Origin of the sequence: Spongiibacter thalassae (genome assembly GCF_012272835.1) — a bacterium.
Taxonomy (GTDB): Bacteria; Pseudomonadota; Gammaproteobacteria; order Pseudomonadales; family Spongiibacteraceae; genus Spongiibacter; species Spongiibacter thalassae.
Genome location: NZ_JAAWWK010000002.1, coordinates 601533 through 617614, shown reverse-complemented (window position 1 = coordinate 617614; position 16082 = coordinate 601533). Strand labels below are relative to the sequence as shown.

Below are 16082 nucleotides of genomic sequence, written 5' to 3'. Positions count from 1 at the left end.
CAAAAAGGCAGACATGTAATGATACATAGACTGTTCACCGCCGGCATAGCCCTGCTTTTCAGCCTTGGCAGTCCATCAAGCTACGCCGCCAGTCCGCGTCTGGACTACACCCTGGTGGCGTCCTACCCCCATATTGATTCGGTATTCACCCAGGGGCTGGAGTTGTTTCAGGGTCGCCTCTACGAGAGCAGTGGCCTGTACGGTCGCTCACGGGTACTGTCGTCACCCTTTCCACCCGATACCACCATCCCGAAGGATCTGCGCGGGGTTGCCCTGCCCGACTGGTTTTTTGCCGAGGGGCTGACCTTTTATCGCGGCCGACTGTACCTGCTGAGCTGGCGGGAGGGCATGTTGTTTGTACTCGACCCCCACAGTTTCACACTGCTGGAAAAACACCGTTATGCCGGGCATGGGTGGGGGCTGTGTGCTCAGAAAGATCGGCTGGTCATGAGCGACGGTAGCGCCACCTTGCAGTGGCGCGACCCGAAGACCTTTGCAGCGCTGGGCAGCCTCAGGGTGCGCGACCAAAACGGCCCGGTAGACAAATTGAACGAACTGGAATGCCACGGCCCCTATATTCTGGCCAATCGCTGGAAGTCCACCGAGGTATTTATTATTTCAGCGCACAGTGGCATGGTAATAGCCAGACTGGATTTATCTGCGCTGGTGCCACCGGGCCTGCACGAAGAAGCGGTGTTGAATGGCATCGCCTACGACGCCAACGACGGCAGCTGGCTTGTAACCGGCAAACTGTGGCCCAATATCCACCGTATAAGGTTTACGTTGCCAAAGCTTTCGCCCGTTGAGGCATCTCCGGAGCAACACTGACAACCCGCGCTTATCTGCACTCAATCCGCCGGTACGCCACAATTAAACAGGACTGTATGAAACCGCTTTTTGACACCACCCCCGACGCCAGCTTCGAGCTTATCAATAGTACCGATATCGAGGCGCTGGGCGTAAATCTCGCCGAATACCGCCATCGCAAGACCGGCGCCAGCCACTACCATATCGCCGCAGACAACCCGGAAAATGTGTTTCTGGTATCGCTGCGCACGGTGCCCGAAGACTCCACCGGTGTCGCCCATATACTCGAGCATACCGCCCTGTGCGGCAGCCGCAAATACCCGATTCGCGATCCGTTTTTTATGATGATCCGGCGTTCGCTCAACAGCTTTATGAACGCCTTTACCAGCTCCGACTGGACCGCATATCCCTTTGCCAGCAGCAACCGCAAGGATTTCGACAACCTGTTGCAGGTGTACCTGGACGCGGTCTTTTTCTCCCGGCTACACCCCCTGGATTTTGCCCAGGAAGGCCATCGTCTGGAGTTCAGTGAACCCGGCAACCCGGATTCAGACCTGGTGTTCAAAGGTGTCGTCTTCAACGAAATGAAGGGCGCAATGAGTTCGGTGAACAGCCAGCTCTGGCAAACCCTGAGTAAGTATCTGTTCCCCAATGTCACCTACCATTACAACAGCGGCGGCGACCCGGAGGCGATTCCCGACCTCAGCTACGATCAGCTGCAGGACTTCTACCGCAGCCACTATCACCCAAGCAACGCGGTATTTATGACCTTTGGTGACATTTCCGCCAGAGAGCACCAACACAAATTTGAAACCTTGGCGCTGGCGGAGTTCGACGCCCTGCCCGAGGTGATCGCCGTACCCGACGAAAAACGCTACCACGCCCCGATTCGGGTTGAAGAGTGCTACCCCGTGCCGGAGGACGAGGGCTGCGAGGGCAAGACCCATATCGTCGTGGGCTGGCTGCTGGGCAACAGCACCAACTTGCGCGCCCAGCTCGAGGCGCAACTGCTGGCGGGAGTGTTGCTCGACAACAGCTCCAGCCCCCTGTTGCAAGCGCTGGAAACCACTGATCTTGGCAGCTCACCGTCTCCCATGTGTGGCTTGGAAGACTCGATGAAGGAGATGGTGTTTGCCTGTGGCGTGGAGGGCAGCGACCCCGACAAGCGCGACGCAGTGGAAGCCCTGATCCTCGACACCCTGAAAAATATCGCCGAAGTCGGCGTGGAACAGCACAAGGTCGAAGCGGTGTTGCATCAACTGGAGCTGCAGCAACGGGAAATCAGCGGCGACTCCTACCCCTATGGCTTACAGTTAATTCTCAATGCCATTGGCAGCGCCACCCATCGCGGCAACCCCACGGAAGTGCTCAACCTCGACCCCGCCCTGGCGGAACTACGGGAAAATATCAAAGACCCCGACTACATTCCGTCGCTTATCCGCGCCCTGCTGGACAACAGCCACCGCGTCACTCTGGTGCTGCGCCCTGACACCCAGTATCAACAGCGCGCCGAAAAAGCTGAACAACAACGCCTGGCGGCCATCAAGGCTTCTCTGAGCCCGGAGCAAAAACAAGCGATTATCGACCAGACCAACGCGCTGCTGGAACGCCAGGCCATGGTCGAAGATGAGAGTATTCTGCCCAAGGTCGGGCTTGAAGACGTGCCGCTGGACACCCCGGCGCTGACCAGTTTTGCCGGGCAATTTGGCGAGCTGCCCTATACCGCCTATGCGCGGGGCACCAACGGCCTGATTTATCAGCAACTATTGGTCGAAATGCCCGACCTGAACGACGCCGAAATTGCGCTGCTGCCGGTGTACACCCAACTCATCACCGAGCTCGGCCTTGGCGATGACGACTACCTGCAGGTTCAGGACCGCCAGGCGGCGGTATGCGGGGGCATTTCTGCCTATACCACCATGCGTGGCGATATCAGCGACGAACAGGCTTTCAAGGCCTACCTGGTGTTGACCTCCAAGGCCCTGCTGCGCAACGCTGTAGCGCAGAGTGAGTTGATGCGCGATACCATGCAGGCTCTGCGTTTCAATGAGCACGAGCGTATTGCCGATATCGTGACGCAACTGCGCGCCCGCCGCGAAGCCTCTATTACCGGCAATGGCCACGGACTCGCGATGGCCGCTGCGAGTGCCGGCATGAGCCCCACCGCACAGTTGCAGCAACAGCTCAGTGGCCTACCGGGAATTCGCGCGTTGAAAACTCTGGCCAACGGGGTGAAAGACAGCGGTGAACTGAGCAATCTCGCCGACACCCTTGCCGGACTTCACCAAAAGATCCTCAACGGCCCTCGCCAGCTGCTGCTGATCGCCGAAGACGAGGCCCTGCAACAGCACACCTTCGCACTGGAGTCGGTATGGGGACCCTTTGGCAATGGCGGCGGCCAGGGCACACTGAGCCAACCGGCGGTGCGCGAGGTGCGCAGGGAATTCTGGGCCGCCAATTCCCAGGTCAATTTCTGCGCCAGTGCCTATCCTACTGTGCCCTCAGACCACCCCGACGCACCGATCCTGAGTGTGCTGGCTGTGTACCTGCGCAACGGTATTCTGCATCGCAGCATCCGCGAGCAAGGTGGCGCCTACGGTGGCGGAGCCTCCCAGGACTCCAATATCGCCGCCTTCCGCTTCTACTCCTATCGCGACCCGCGCCTGCAGGAAACCCTGGCAGACTTTACCGCGTCGATCGACTGGATGCTCGACACCACGGTGAGCGACGACGCGCTGGAACAGGCAATTCTGGGGGTAGTCAGCAGTATCGATAAACCGGGTTCACCGGCAGGTGAGGCAAAACAGGACTTTCACAGCAACCTTTTTGGTCGCGGTATAGAGGAACGGCGCCGCTTCCGTCGCAGAGTACTGGCGGTGACCGGTGACGACCTGAAACGGGTCACCGCCACCTATTTGAAGGATGTCGAGCCAAGCCTTGCGGTGATAAGCAGCGACAGCAAGCTGAAAACCCTCTCAAGCTGGACAAGCGAACAGGGTTTCAGCGTACAAAAGTTGCAATAGGTTGCAATAGTCAGACGACCTGTCCCACGCCTCCCCATCAAGGGAGGCCAGAATGCCCTCCCCCTGGAGGGCTGACCCGACGCAGCCGCTCCGGGGTCCCTTCAACAAATACTCACTGGCCGCTGTGTTGCTGCACCCGAGTGGTTGCCGTAGTGGTATTGGTGTCCGGTGCCAACAGGGTAGATACTCCTCCCAGCGCTTCGATTTCGCTGTCTCTGAACGCCCGCCCGGAGAACAACAGCGCGTTGAGATAGCCGATCTGCGTCTCGTAGGAATTGTCGGTAAGCAGTAACGCCGTCGGCGACAGAGCCCAGCGCTCGGTAATATCGCCAGCCCGTTTGGTGCCGATCAAAACGCCATTGTGGAAGACCTTGAAACTACCCTGTTCACCAGCGGTAAATACCAGGGCGACCCGGTGCCAGACATCCGGTTCAAAGGCCCCGTAGTAGGAGGAGCCGCTGGTTGAGATACCCACTCCGCCTGCGGCGCGATTTCTGAAGAATATATCCCCGTCATTGGCATTGGTGGGCGAGGTTTGCAGTACGCCCCGCCAGGCAAAGTCGCTTTCCTGGGGCCAGAGAATATCGAATACCAGCGTATAGTCTGACAGCTTGCCAAGGGCCGCGTAATCGCCATTGGCCGGTACATTCGTGATCAACTCCAGCCCTTCATCCGGGGAATAATCCCCAAAGGCCATCACTGTGGCGGTGCCTCCGGGAATCGCCGGAATTCCCAGCTCGTCGGTAGTGCCGAACGCCGTATCATTCTCGCTGCCATTCCCCCCATTTGGCGAATAGTAAGCCAGTCGCGAAGGGCCATAGTCAGGGGTCAACGGCATCGCGCCATCGTTGAATTGCCACACGGTGGTCAAGGTATCCGGGTCGCAGCCAAACAGGCGGGTATCCGTGTCGATATGCTGGCATTGGGCGGTTCGATAACGGCCATAGGCTTCGAGGCTCTCCCAGGCTTCCGACAGGAAGTGCGCTTCCCGGTCGGCGATCGTGGGAAAAAACAAGGGCAGGTTCAACGCCGGGCCTTTTTGCAACACCAGAGTCAGGGCCTCACCCTCGACAACGCCCTCCTTCAGCGCAGACGGCCAGTCCGGTTGCGCCGCAAGCATTGCCTCCAGCTCCGCCATCGTTACGGTAATGGCATAGAAGCCAGTGAAGCCAGGAGTATCCGCTGGCTGACGCTCCACGGTGATAGCCCGCATAAAGTGTTCCTGAGTCAGCGTGCCCGCCGACCACTCGCCGGTCACCGTGTCAGGCAGCACCATTACCGCATCCGCATTGTGGTGGTAAAGAGCGGCCCTGGCGGCCAGCGACGCCACTTCGGCCTCGGTGGGGCTGGTTTCCGCAATGGCGATTTCAACATCGGCTTCCGGTGCATAGCGGGCCATAATATCGTCGATGGCCGCCGCCACTTCCTCATCGACACCGTCGATGTCCTTGGTGTCGATGTTCGCCACATTGTCGATGCTCAGGGTTTTACTCGCCAGCGAATAGCGCAGACGGATATCAGTCAGACCGTCGCCGTAGAAATCAGGCTGTACCACCAGATTGCCGTTGGCGGTAACGATATTCTCGATACCTCCGTGGGTGTGCCCACCAAGGGCGACATCTATATCGGCATTGGCTTCGAGAATACGGGTGTCTTTGCCCACCCCGAGATGACTTAGCATAACCAGTACATCGACCTGATCGGCATATTGATACACAGCCCCTTTGGCGATCTGTTCCCAGTGCCAATTCATTTCAACATCGGGCAGGAAGTTGGGAATAGGATCGTGTTTTTCCTGTTCGTCAAGTTCATTCCAGGGCACCGAGGTCATGCCGAAGAAGCCCACTTTCAAACAGCCAACCTGGAGCACCACAAAGTCCCTGCCTGCGTAGCCGACTTGATCGCCGCGATACAGGGTATTACTGCTCAGCACCTGGGCGACAGGGTCCTGGCTGTGAGCCAATAGCTGGTCGCTTCCCCAGGCAAACTCATGGTTGCCGATCACCCGCACATCAAAGCCAAGTGCCTGGGTCGCTTCCACTGTCGCCGCCCCTGCTGACAATTGCTCTGCGACGCTGCCCTTTTCAAAATCGTCTCCGCCATTGGTAAACAGGGTGTAGGGACTTTCCAGCAACACATCGCGATGATATTGCTTCAAGCGGGGATACAGCTGCTCTTCGCTGCCGTAGCGGGCATGAAGATCGGCAACATGGAGAAAGCGCAGGTCCTGTTCCTGGGAGCCAGCGTCGCAGGCTGGGCCGACCTGACGGGCGACCACAGGCGCAGGCAATGCGATGACGCCATAAATACCCAGCTCGGTGATACTGGCCACCACACGATCGTTTTCGCGCACCGAACTTAACAGCGGTCGCCAACGGCCATCCTCAAACCGCGCGACAACCAGGCGATCATTCGGGCCGGCCGACGCTGGCACTGCGAGGCTCAACGCCGAGGGGCTATGCAGATCCTGAGTCAGCGGGCCAAGAAGAAAGGCTACCGAGCGCAGTTCTTCCGCCGAATACTGGCTGGACTGGCCAATTTCCAGATCGAGGGTATCTGTAAGGGCATGTTCGCTGAAGGTGAGGCTGCCGCTCCCATCGGCAAAGGCAATGTCCTGTTCGACTCCCGCCGACACAGTAAAGCTTTCCGGGGCCGGATCGGGCTCGGGTTCAGGATCGGGCGGTGGGGCAATCACCCCTGGCTCACAGTGCAAAAATTCGTAGGTACAGAGCACCGGCCAGTTGCCCAGCGGCAAATCCGGCGCACTTCCCTCATCTGCCCAGCGGCGACGCAAGGCGGTGTACTGCTGTTGCTGACTGGAATCCAATAAGCGGTAAAACCCCAGCTGTGCCTCAATCACCCAACTGGTGTGGGCCGCGGTGCTGGCTGCGGTCTGATTTCCGAACTCCACGGCATCGCTGTCGACGAGTGTGCCCAAATCCATTCGGTTCATCTGATCGCGCAATACTTGTCCATCACCGGTTAACGCGGCAACCTGTTGCTCGTAATCGTCGATCAGCAGTTGTGCCGATGCCATCTGATCCGCGCTGAGCTGCAGCTCAGCCTTCAATGTATTCAAACCCTCTATCGCACTGGCATAGCTTCTGGTCGAAGCGACCAGAATACCCACGATAAACAGCATTGCTATCGCTATTCTTTGCACCGTTTTTACCGCCTGTTTTTAGAGGACACGAGCGCCCTATCCTCTACTTTTATCACTCTCTGCGCCGTGTCACTATACGTACATCTAGCACCAACATGATCTCCAGACGGATAAATGTTTAACAATGACTCCGTTCTCGCGCCCCACTCTCTCCACCACTCCCACTGCACCGCACCACGGAAACACCAGGACATAAAAAAACCCGGCGCGCACACGCCGGGTTTTCAATGGCTTGAATGATTTAAGGTACGGAATTAGCCCCCTTCACCCATGTGTCGGCGAATTCGCGCCTGCACCGACTGGGTATCCTGAGAAGGCAGCAACTGCCGAGATGGCCCACCCAGGGCCTTGATCTCGTCGTCTGTGTAGGGCCGCCCGGCGAACAACAGCGCATTCAGGTATCCCGCCTCGGTTTCATTGGAGTTATCTGTCAAGAGCAATGCGACTTCCGACATCGCCCAGCGGGCATCGGTATCACCGTCGCGTTTTTCTCCTACAAGCTCGCCGTTGTGGTAGATTTTCAGACTTCCCTCCGTGGTACCGGCATAAAACACCAAGGCGACACGATGCCAGGTTTCCGGCTGAAACTCTCCGAAGTAGGACAGTCCGCTCGTGGCAATACCCAGCCTGCCCTCTGTTGAATTATCAAAAAAGATATCGGCGTCGTCGTCATTGGCAACATTGGTCTGCAACACTGCGCGATACTTACCGTGACTGGCGGTCGGCCAAAACACATCGAACACCAGGGTGTAATCGGACAGCAGCCCCTGCTCAGCGTAGTCACCGTTGTTAGCCACATTTCGGCGAAGCTCCACCCCCTCATCGAAAGCGTAAGCACCAAATGACAACAGCACTGAATCACCATCCGGAAGCGGCGCAATGCCAAAGTCTGTGGCCGTACCAAAGCTGCTGATGTCCGCACTGCCGGTGCCACCGCTCGGCGAGAAAAAGCTCAATTCAGAGCCTCCGAGGCTAGCCGCAAAGGGAGTACTCCCCTCACTGAACTGCCACACGGTCGTCAGAGTGTCCGGGTCACAACTGTACAAGCGGGTATCGGTATCAATATGCAAACATTGGGAGGTGCGATGGCGCGCGTAGGTATCCAGGCTCTCCCAGGCCTCCGACAAAAATTCAGCGCTGCGATCACTCAACCCCGGGAAAAATGTGGATATATTCAACGCTGGCGCTTTTTGTAACACCACCTTGATCGGTGCTGCATCGGACAAGCCTTCGCGCATTGCCGTGCGCCAATCAGGCTGAGCACTCAACATCTGCTGCAGTTCGGCGAAGCTAACCGTCACCGCATAGAATCCGGTGAACCCCGGAGTATCAGCAGGCTGGCGCTCCACCGAAATTGCGCGATGAAAACTTTCCTGGGTCAATGTACCGGGCAGCCAACGATCAAAATCATTCACGCCATTGGGCGCCATGAAGACGGCATCGGCATTGTGATGAAACAGTGCCGCCCGGGCAGCGACATCAATAATTTCATCGGTGGTCAGGTAATTCTCGGATATTGAAATCTCGGCGCGCGCCTCGGGAGCGTGACGTTGCATAATATCGTCAATCGCTGCCGCGACCGTGGCATCGACCCCGGGGACATCCCGCACTTCTACGTTAGTCACCGAATAATCCAGCCTTTGCCCCGTCGTCAGGGAATATCGCAGCCGAATATCACTGAGGCCGTCAGCGTAAAAATCAGGCTGTACGACGATCGCGTCGCCACTCACCGATGTACTGACACCACCATGGGAGTGCCCACCCAGCACAAGGTCTATCCCCGGTGTTTGCTGTGCGATCTCCTCGTCCAGACCTTTCCCCAGGTGACTTAGCATGACCAGCACGTCCACCTGATCGCGATACTGGTAGACCGCGCCCCTGGCAATCTGCTGCCAGTGCCAATTCATTTCCACATCAGGCAAAAAGTCGGGAATCGGGTCTTCTTCCAGCGGTTCGTCAAACTCATTCCACGGCGTCGAGGTCATTCCGAAGAAGCCGACCTTCAAGCACCCCACTTGCAGCGCAACGATGTCCTTCCCAGCAAAACCCTCTTCGCTACCGCGATAGAGGGTATTGCTTGAAATCACCTCGGCACGCTCGTCTTTACTGTACTCCAGCAAAATATCACTGCCCCAGGCGAAATCATGGTTCCCCACCACCCGTACATCGAAACCCATTGCCTGGGTTGCCTCAACGGTTGCCACACCCTGAGACAGCAGCTCAGCGACACTGCCCTTTTCAAAGTCATCGCCACCATTCGTCAGTACCGCATAGGGGTTCTCCAGCAAGACCTGGTCATGAAAGTACCTGATGCGGCTATACAACTGATCCGCTGTGCCATATCGGGCGTGTAAGTCTGCCACGTGAGTAAAGCGCAGCTCTTGCTCCGCCACCTCGGTACAGGCCGGCCCGATACTTTTGCTCGCCGCCAGGGCAGGCACCTCTGTGAGCACATAGGCGCCGAGTTCAGTGATACTGGCTTCGATGCGATCACCATTGCGGAAGGAACTCAGCAAGGGTCGCCAGCTATCCCCCTCCTGGCGGGCAATGACAAATCGCGCTCCGTTCTGCGCCGACTCGGGCACAGCAATACTCAGGGTAGATGGAGAAGCCAGTTCATAGGTTTCCGGAGAAAGCCGATAAGCGGGGGACATGCCGCCCTCGGGCATCTCCTCATCCACGGCAACTTCCATGCTTAACGGCTCCGCAATCGCCGTCGCAGGCAGCGCCAGTTCGCCACCACCACCAGCAAAGCTGACCGTTTGCGCTTGCCCGGCGGCAACATTGAACGCCTCTATTCCTGACTCTTCCTCAACGCTGGCACCACCGCCGCCTCCGCCCCCACCACAGGACGTAAGTACGACGGCAGCCATCACCCCCAACATCGTCGTTCGATATGCTTTCATAGCAAAACCCTCTGCCCTGCACTCAGCTCAACGACCTGACGGGGCGCAACAACTAAAAATCAAATTCGAAGATTGGCAGAAAACAGCCACTATCCCCCGCCGACACGACCCTCTTTACGCAGCCGCAGGTATTCCCGTTTTTGCGAAGTATTAAGCAAATTGTAGAAATCCAACTGGGTTTGCAATACCGCTCCAGTGTGGCGCGCGGCCACTGAACCCGCGCTCTGACTCATTCGTTTAATGTCAGACTTTTTCAGGGTATCCAATTGTACGTGTTGCATCTCGGTTCTAAGCTCAGCGGTGCGCTGCTGCAATGCGCCAACTTTTTCCGCATAGGCATTAATCAGCTGACGAACTTGCTGTTGTTGCTGCTCGCTGAGGTTCAATTGCGCGGCGAGCGCCTGATAGGCCGCCGCATGATCCTCCTGCGCAACCGCACCTTGTACTGAAAACACCCAAAAAAAACCTGCGAAAATCAACGCCCTGCTTAACATAAACAACTTATCTCCCACGAACGGCCCAGCCGAAAATTATAACTGCCCAGAGTTTAGCAGCTCGAACAAATACGCACAGAACTCTATTCCCAGCCCAACTCAAATCCTCGGTATTGCAGAAATCGGGCTATTTTCGCCTTAAGTGCGCGGTCATCGCTGTCGAGCACACCGAATTTTTTCAGGCACACCTCACTGCGCCGGGCAGACCAATCGATCTCGCACTCCGCAAACGCGCGGTCCGCCTCCTCGTCGGCCAGCCCCTTGGATCTCATCTCCTGGCGAATCCGCCTGGGCCCAAATCCAGACGCGGCACGATGCCGCAGAAACGACTCTGCAAATCGCGCGTCGGATTGCCACCCCTTGCTTGCCAAAAAATCGATTTCGGCGGCAACTTCAAGCTCTAACCCAGGAAACTTCACATTTAATTTGCGACATAGTTCAAATTTCGTATATTCTCTAAGTGAGAGGTAGCGAATTGCGCTATCTCTCACTTTCTTTTTTAAATCAGTCATTTAGGAAATATTTTTCTCATAACTAGAATAACGAGTCGTAACTTCCATCTTATAGTAAGCACGAACTGCGGCAATTACTTATTTTAATCCCGCTGTGTAACGCCGAAAGTAACACCAAGCCAACAACGAATGTAGGCCCAGCCCAAACAACCCGCGGAGAGCGATATCATGTTAAAGCAAATGCGTAACGCAGTTAAAACCTTCCACAACGACGAGCGTGGAGCAAGTGCCATCGAATACGCCATTATGGCCGGCTTGCTGGTTGTCATTCTGGTTGCTGCCATTGGCCTGCTCGGTAGCGGCACTGGCACAGACAAAGGTATCAACAAGTCCTTCAACTCTATTGCAGGCAAGATGCAGGTAGAATAGTACGTTGTTGAAGTAGCATGCTCGGCGCGACGCTTGTTCTTTGGATCATCGCGGTAATAGACTGGCAGCAGCGCCGAATACCCAATCAACTGGTTTTAGTGTTAATCTGCACTGCGGCACTTTCGGCATTTAACAACCCGAACACAGATGCGACAACACTGCTCTTAAACCTGCTGATTGGTTTGGCACTTACACTTCCTGGCTACCTAAGGGGTCTCGTAGGAGCCGGGGACGTAAAGCTGATGGTCGCCGTCAGCCCGCTGTGGAACAGCATGGAGTTGTTAATAGTATTTGCGAGTGGCGTCGCCACTGTGCTGATCGCACTGACGGTCCAAACGCGCTTGACCAATACATTGCACGCCGGTTCGGGCGGCGAAGTTCCCCGAGAATCACCAAGCAACACCCCCTTATACCATGGAGGCCCACGTGCCGACTCTGGCTTGCCCCTTGGCACTGCGATAGCAATCGGCTGCACCCTGCTCTACATGTTTTAGGGTTCAGCACAGCACACCAGGCGAGTCATAAGGAAGGTATTCAGGGCACCGATGCCTGCCACGCCAGCTGAACGCTCCGCGGTAGCCAAAAAAAGGATCAGGAAATGTCAGGCTTAAGAGAAGGTCTTCGTCATTACCAGTCGGGAGCCGTCGCAATAGAATTTGCGTTTGTCTTTCCGGTATTTCTGGGCATTGTCTACGCCATGATCGCCTACGGGCTGGCGTTTCTCGTTCTGCAAAGTTTCACCTATGCCAGCGAAGAGGCTCTGCGCGCCGCCCTTGCCCACCCCTGCGACGGAACTTGCACTCCGGAAGAGCTGGAACCCAAGGTCAAGGAACAGGTCGAGGCCACTTTGAGCTGGTTATCGGTCACTTATGTCACCGAAGCCACCAGCGGCGACGACTTTTTCTCATGCACCCCGGAAAATCTTTGCACAGTCCGATTGAGTGCGGGCCCACTGATTCCCTCGCTGAACCTGCCTGTGTTTGGCGAAGTGCCGCGCCTTCCCGCTGAACTGGTCGGTAAAGCGAGCCTGCGGATGTAGTGACAAAAATGACAATCTCTTCGGCTGACAGCCCCACTCCTGCCCCTCAACCCCGAGCCAGGGAGAAATTCCCTGCTAGTATACGTATCTACCACAATGAACCCCCAACGACACGACGGCTATTATTAGTGAAACAGCGTCGGGATTGCTGTTGGCATTTGAACCGAGTCGCTGTATCGCTCACCAACAATTACTTTTGACTGCATAAAAAGGATCGCCCTATGCAAGCAAGGACCCTGAAAATCATCGCCGCGCTGCTTATTATCAGCGCGATTATCATGGGGGTGATTGGCTACAGGATTAGCCAGGAAGATAGCCAACGCCAGGCCCGCGCCGCACAATCCACGGTCAGTGAGGCCGGTTCGTACACCTACGCCCAAAAACTGGTGGTTGCGAACAAAAACCTGCTTGAAGGTGAGGTCATCACCGAGGAAGATCTGCTCGTGGTGCCCTACCCGGTGACTATCGACAATGGCTTCAGCAAAATTGCCGACCTGGTGGGAACCCGCCCCACCCACGATATCGCCAAGGGTTCGCCGGTACGCGCCACTGACTTTGATGCCGCTGCAACCTTGACCACGCAGATTTCAGCGGGCCACCGCGCCGTTGCGATCAAAGTAGATGAGGTAATCGGCACCGGCGGCTTCCTTAAACCCGGCGATTATGTCGATGTCATCTTTACCACCCGCGCGAGCAAGGAAACCCTTAACCGCAGCATGTCTCGCCGCGTGCTGAAAAATGTGCGACTGCTGGCCTTTGGCGCGAGCCTGGATGGCGAGCGCGAACCGCTGTCCGGCGAGGATGGCAAGAGCAAGTCAAACAACGATAAAGACAGCGGAAAGCGCAGTAAGTCGGCAGTGCTGGAGGTCGAGCTGGACGACGTCAATCGTCTGATCCTGGCTGAACGCAGCGGCGACTTGCGCCTGATTGCCATTGGCGACGACGAGCGTCTGGCACAGGACGACGCGTCCGGAGAGAGCGCCATAGCCGACCGCGGCACGGAAATTGACGACAAGGCCACACTGATGCGTGAAGTCACCGGCTTCAAGCCACCACCGCCGCCTAAATCCGTGTATGTTTACAACGGCGATAAAGTTGAAACGATACGGGTGCCGAAGTAATGCCTCGCATATCAGTTAATCGATACGGAGTATCAACCATGAAACAAGGATTTCTGATCGCGCTGGTGCTGGGTTTCCTGTGCAGCATCCCGTCCGAAAGCGCTTTTGCAGAACCCTATAAAACCCTGCGCCTGACCCCTGGTGAACAGCACATGCTGAGCACGAAGTACAGCGTCAAGCGCAGTGCGATTGGCCGCCCGGAAATTGCCACCCTAAAGGTGCTGAACTCTCGCGAGTTTTTGATTACCGCGAAGAATGTCGGCTCTACTGCACTGCTGCTGTGGCAAGGCAGCAGCGAACCCACTGAATTTCGCATCGACGTGGTGCCGCAAATCCCTCTGTCGAGTGCCAATGGTGTCGCCATCGACGCTGTCGGCCAGAGCGTGAGCATCGAAGGCCGCACCAGCTCGCTGATGCAACACGACCAGCTGCTCAGCGCCAGCGGCGAGAAAGCCCTGGACAATACCAGCCAGCGAGGGGCGATTCAGGTGCAAACGGACATACGCATCGTCGAGTACAGCCGCTCACAACTGAAACAGGTGGGCAGTGCCTTGGCCTACATCGGTGGAGACAGCTCCGTGGCACTGGGCAACAATAACCTGCTCGGCTTGCTCAGCGGAGCCGGCCCTGTGGGCGCGCTGATCGGCAATACCGTTGCCGGGGGTGACGCCTCTTCGATATTAGTCGGCCACGCCAGAAACGGCTTTAGCGCCACCATTAATGCCCTGTCCCAGAATGGCTATGCCTACACCCTGGCTGAACCCTCTCTGGTGGCGCTATCCGGGCAAACGGCGACCTTCCTCGCCGGAGGTGAATTCCCATACCCCATTTCCAACCGCGATGGTCAGGTGCAGATCGAGTACAAGGAGTTCGGTGTACGTCTGCACATCACGCCAACGGTGCTTAGCGAAGACAGCATCATGCTGAAGGTGGCGCCGGAAGTCAGCGACCTGGATTTCAGCAGCGGTGTAGCCTCAGGCGGCGTGTCTGTGCCCGCATTGCGCGTGCGCCGCACCGATACTTCAATACAACTCGCACCCGGTGAAAGCTTTATTATCAGTGGGTTGGTCAGCCGCAACACCTTTAACAACGCTGACCGCGTACCCGGCCTGGGCGACATCCCCATTCTCGGCGCCCTGTTTCGCTCGTCGCGCTTCGAGCAGGACGACAAGGAACTGCTGATGATCGTCACCCCCCATTTGGTCAAGCCCATCGCCAAGGATGCGCCCCTCCCCGAAATGCCCGGTGACACCTACCGGCACTACAGCCCGTCTTTCACCGACATGCTGTTTCGCGACATGGACAAGCCGGAGACACACCAAGCGACCACCGGGTCAAGGAAATCCGATGTCGGTTTTGCCAACTAGCCGCGCACGGGTCCGGGACTCAGGAGTACATTGACATGAGACTAATTGATCGCAGAAGCTCTAAAGTGCAACTCCCTCAGGTTGACGACTACGAAAACCTCAAGGCAACCCTGCACCGCTTCGTTATCGACCGCATCGAAGATGACAATATTATCTACGATGACAACGAGAAAAAGCTGGAAGAAGCGGTGGGCGCCTATATGCGTCAGTTCAGCCGTATTTACGAAATGAATATTGGCCGGGATCAATTCGATTTACTGGAAAAAGAGCTGATTAACGAAATTACAGGCTATGGCCCCCTACAGGCCCTGCTGGAAGACCCTGACGTCAACGACATTCTGATCAACGGCCCCCGCAAAATCTTTGTCGAGCGCCGCGGTGTACTCGAGCAGGCGCAGATGCGCTTTCTCGACGACCGCCATGTGCTGCGGGTAATCCGCCGCATGATTTCACCACTGGGCCGCCGTATCGACGAGTCCAGTCCCATCGTAGATGGACGGCTGGCCGATGGCAGTCGTATCAACGCCATCGTGCCGCCGCTGGCGCTGGACGGCCCCTGCCTGTCCATCAGGAAATTCCGCAAGGACCCGCTGACCGCTCAGGAATTGATGGCGGGCGGCTCCATTACCGAGCGCGCCCTGGAGTTTTTAACCGACAAGGTCGCCAATCGCACCAATATTCTGATCAGCGGTGCCACCGGCTCGGGTAAAACTACCCTGCTCAACATACTCAGCCAATACATTCCCGCCACCGAGCGCATCGTCACCATTGAAGATGCCGCAGAATTACAGCTGCGCAATACCCATGTTGTGCGCCTGGAAACCCGGCCGGAAAACAACGAAGGGGTCGGCGAGATCAGTGCACGGGAACTGGTAAAAAACGCCCTGCGTATGCGGCCAGACCGAATTATCGTTGGTGAAAGCCGCGGCGGTGAAGTAGTCGATATGCTGCAGGCGATGAACACCGGACACAGCGGTTCGATGAGCACTGTTCACGCCAATTCTGCCGAAGATGCGCTGACCCGTCTGGAAATGATGGTTGGCATGTCGGGCTTCAAGGGCTCGAGCGAACTGATCCTGAAGATGATAGCCAGTGCCCTCGATATGATCGTACATATCGGTCGCAAGCCCGATGGCCACCGCTGCGTGCTGCAAATTTGCGAACTGGTCATTGAAAACGATCGCGTGGGATTAAAGGAGCACTTCCGCTACGACTTCGTTCACAAGGAACTGGTCGAAGTACAACACGCGACAGTATCGTTGTTCGACGACGTATCCTAGA

At 56.7% G+C, this 16082-nt stretch carries 12 protein-coding genes; 8 read left to right on the top strand and 4 right to left on the bottom strand.

The annotated features are described in order from the left end of the window. The first annotated feature begins 18 nt into the window (after nucleotides 1–18). Both HCU74_RS06965 and HCU74_RS06960 read left to right on the top strand, forming a co-directional pair. Entirely contained in the window at nucleotides 19–828 is an 810-nt protein-coding gene (locus tag HCU74_RS06965; RefSeq protein ID WP_168449684.1) for a glutaminyl-peptide cyclotransferase, read from the top strand. A 56-nt stretch (nucleotides 829–884) separates the two neighbouring features. Continuing rightward, a complete protein-coding gene (locus HCU74_RS06960; RefSeq protein WP_168449683.1) occupies nucleotides 885–3830 on the top strand; it encodes an insulinase family protein in 2946 nt (981 codons plus the stop codon). A gap of 112 nt (nucleotides 3831–3942) precedes the next feature. Here HCU74_RS06960 and HCU74_RS06955 read toward each other — a convergent pair whose 3' ends face one another. From HCU74_RS06955 to HCU74_RS06940, 4 genes are all read right to left on the bottom strand, one after another. Continuing rightward, complete coding sequence (locus HCU74_RS06955; protein WP_168449682.1) at nucleotides 3943–6993, bottom strand: metallophosphoesterase; 3051 nt, start codon at nucleotides 6991–6993, stop codon at nucleotides 3943–3945. A gap of 254 nt (nucleotides 6994–7247) precedes the next feature. Then, nucleotides 7248–9899 carry a metallophosphoesterase gene (locus HCU74_RS06950; RefSeq protein ID WP_168449681.1) on the bottom strand — a complete coding sequence of 884 codons (2652 nt, stop codon included), beginning with the start codon at nucleotides 9897–9899 and terminating at the stop codon, nucleotides 7248–7250. Nucleotides 9900–9988: 89 nt separating this feature from the next. Further along, entirely contained in the window at nucleotides 9989–10354 is a 366-nt protein-coding gene (locus HCU74_RS06945; protein WP_168449680.1) for a Spy/CpxP family protein refolding chaperone, read from the bottom strand. 122 nt (nucleotides 10355–10476) lie between these two features. Further along, a complete protein-coding gene (locus HCU74_RS06940) occupies nucleotides 10477–10905 on the bottom strand; it encodes a regulatory protein RecX (RefSeq protein ID WP_168449679.1) in 429 nt (142 codons plus the stop codon). A gap of 168 nt (nucleotides 10906–11073) precedes the next feature. On the opposite strand from HCU74_RS06940, the gene HCU74_RS06935 reads away from it, so the two are divergent. The 6 genes from HCU74_RS06935 to HCU74_RS06910 all read left to right on the top strand — a co-directional run bounded on the left by HCU74_RS06935 (nucleotide 11074) and on the right by HCU74_RS06910 (nucleotide 16081). Then, nucleotides 11074–11274 (top strand): Flp family type IVb pilin, encoded by a 201-nt coding sequence (locus HCU74_RS06935; protein ID WP_210425138.1) that lies wholly within the window; start codon nucleotides 11074–11076, stop codon nucleotides 11272–11274. Between the two features lie 17 nt (nucleotides 11275–11291). Continuing rightward, nucleotides 11292–11768: an A24 family peptidase gene (locus HCU74_RS06930; RefSeq protein ID WP_168449678.1), complete on the top strand. Its 477-nt coding sequence runs from the start codon at nucleotides 11292–11294 to the stop codon at nucleotides 11766–11768. 104 nt (nucleotides 11769–11872) lie between these two features. Beyond that, entirely contained in the window at nucleotides 11873–12313 is a 441-nt protein-coding gene (locus HCU74_RS06925; protein ID WP_168449677.1) for a TadE/TadG family type IV pilus assembly protein, read from the top strand. A gap of 221 nt (nucleotides 12314–12534) precedes the next feature. Beyond that, nucleotides 12535–13434, top strand: coding sequence for a Flp pilus assembly protein CpaB (cpaB, locus tag HCU74_RS06920; protein ID WP_168449676.1), 900 nt, complete (start codon nucleotides 12535–12537; stop codon nucleotides 13432–13434). A 38-nt stretch (nucleotides 13435–13472) separates the two neighbouring features. After that, the gene (locus HCU74_RS06915; protein WP_168449675.1) at nucleotides 13473–14801 is read left to right on the top strand and encodes a type II and III secretion system protein family protein; all 1329 of its coding nucleotides are present in this window, start codon (nucleotides 13473–13475) and stop codon (nucleotides 14799–14801) included. A gap of 35 nt (nucleotides 14802–14836) precedes the next feature. Continuing rightward, the gene (locus HCU74_RS06910) at nucleotides 14837–16081 is read left to right on the top strand and encodes a TadA family conjugal transfer-associated ATPase (RefSeq protein ID WP_168449674.1); all 1245 of its coding nucleotides are present in this window, start codon (nucleotides 14837–14839) and stop codon (nucleotides 16079–16081) included. Nucleotide 16082: the final 1 nt, after the last annotated feature.

Excerpts from the sequence above, each read along its gene's own strand:
- HCU74_RS06965 (WP_168449684.1), top strand. The coding sequence starts at position 19 with ATGATACATAGACTGTTCACCGCCGGCATAGCCCTGCTTTTCAGCCTT.
- HCU74_RS06960 (WP_168449683.1), top strand. The coding sequence starts at position 885 with ATGAAACCGCTTTTTGACACCACCCCCGACGCCAGCTTCGAGCTTATC.
- HCU74_RS06950 (WP_168449681.1), bottom strand. The coding sequence starts at position 9,899 with ATGAAAGCATATCGAACGACGATGTTGGGGGTGATGGCTGCCGTCGTA.
- HCU74_RS06940 (WP_168449679.1), bottom strand. The coding sequence starts at position 10,905 with ATGACTGATTTAAAAAAGAAAGTGAGAGATAGCGCAATTCGCTACCTC.
- HCU74_RS06935 (WP_210425138.1), top strand. The coding sequence starts at position 11,074 with ATGTTAAAGCAAATGCGTAACGCAGTTAAAACCTTCCACAACGACGAG.
- HCU74_RS06930 (WP_168449678.1), top strand. The coding sequence starts at position 11,292 with ATGCTCGGCGCGACGCTTGTTCTTTGGATCATCGCGGTAATAGACTGG.
- HCU74_RS06925 (WP_168449677.1), top strand. The coding sequence starts at position 11,873 with ATGTCAGGCTTAAGAGAAGGTCTTCGTCATTACCAGTCGGGAGCCGTC.
- cpaB (WP_168449676.1), top strand. The coding sequence starts at position 12,535 with ATGCAAGCAAGGACCCTGAAAATCATCGCCGCGCTGCTTATTATCAGC.
- HCU74_RS06915 (WP_168449675.1), top strand. The coding sequence starts at position 13,473 with ATGAAACAAGGATTTCTGATCGCGCTGGTGCTGGGTTTCCTGTGCAGC.
- HCU74_RS06910 (WP_168449674.1), top strand. The coding sequence starts at position 14,837 with ATGAGACTAATTGATCGCAGAAGCTCTAAAGTGCAACTCCCTCAGGTT.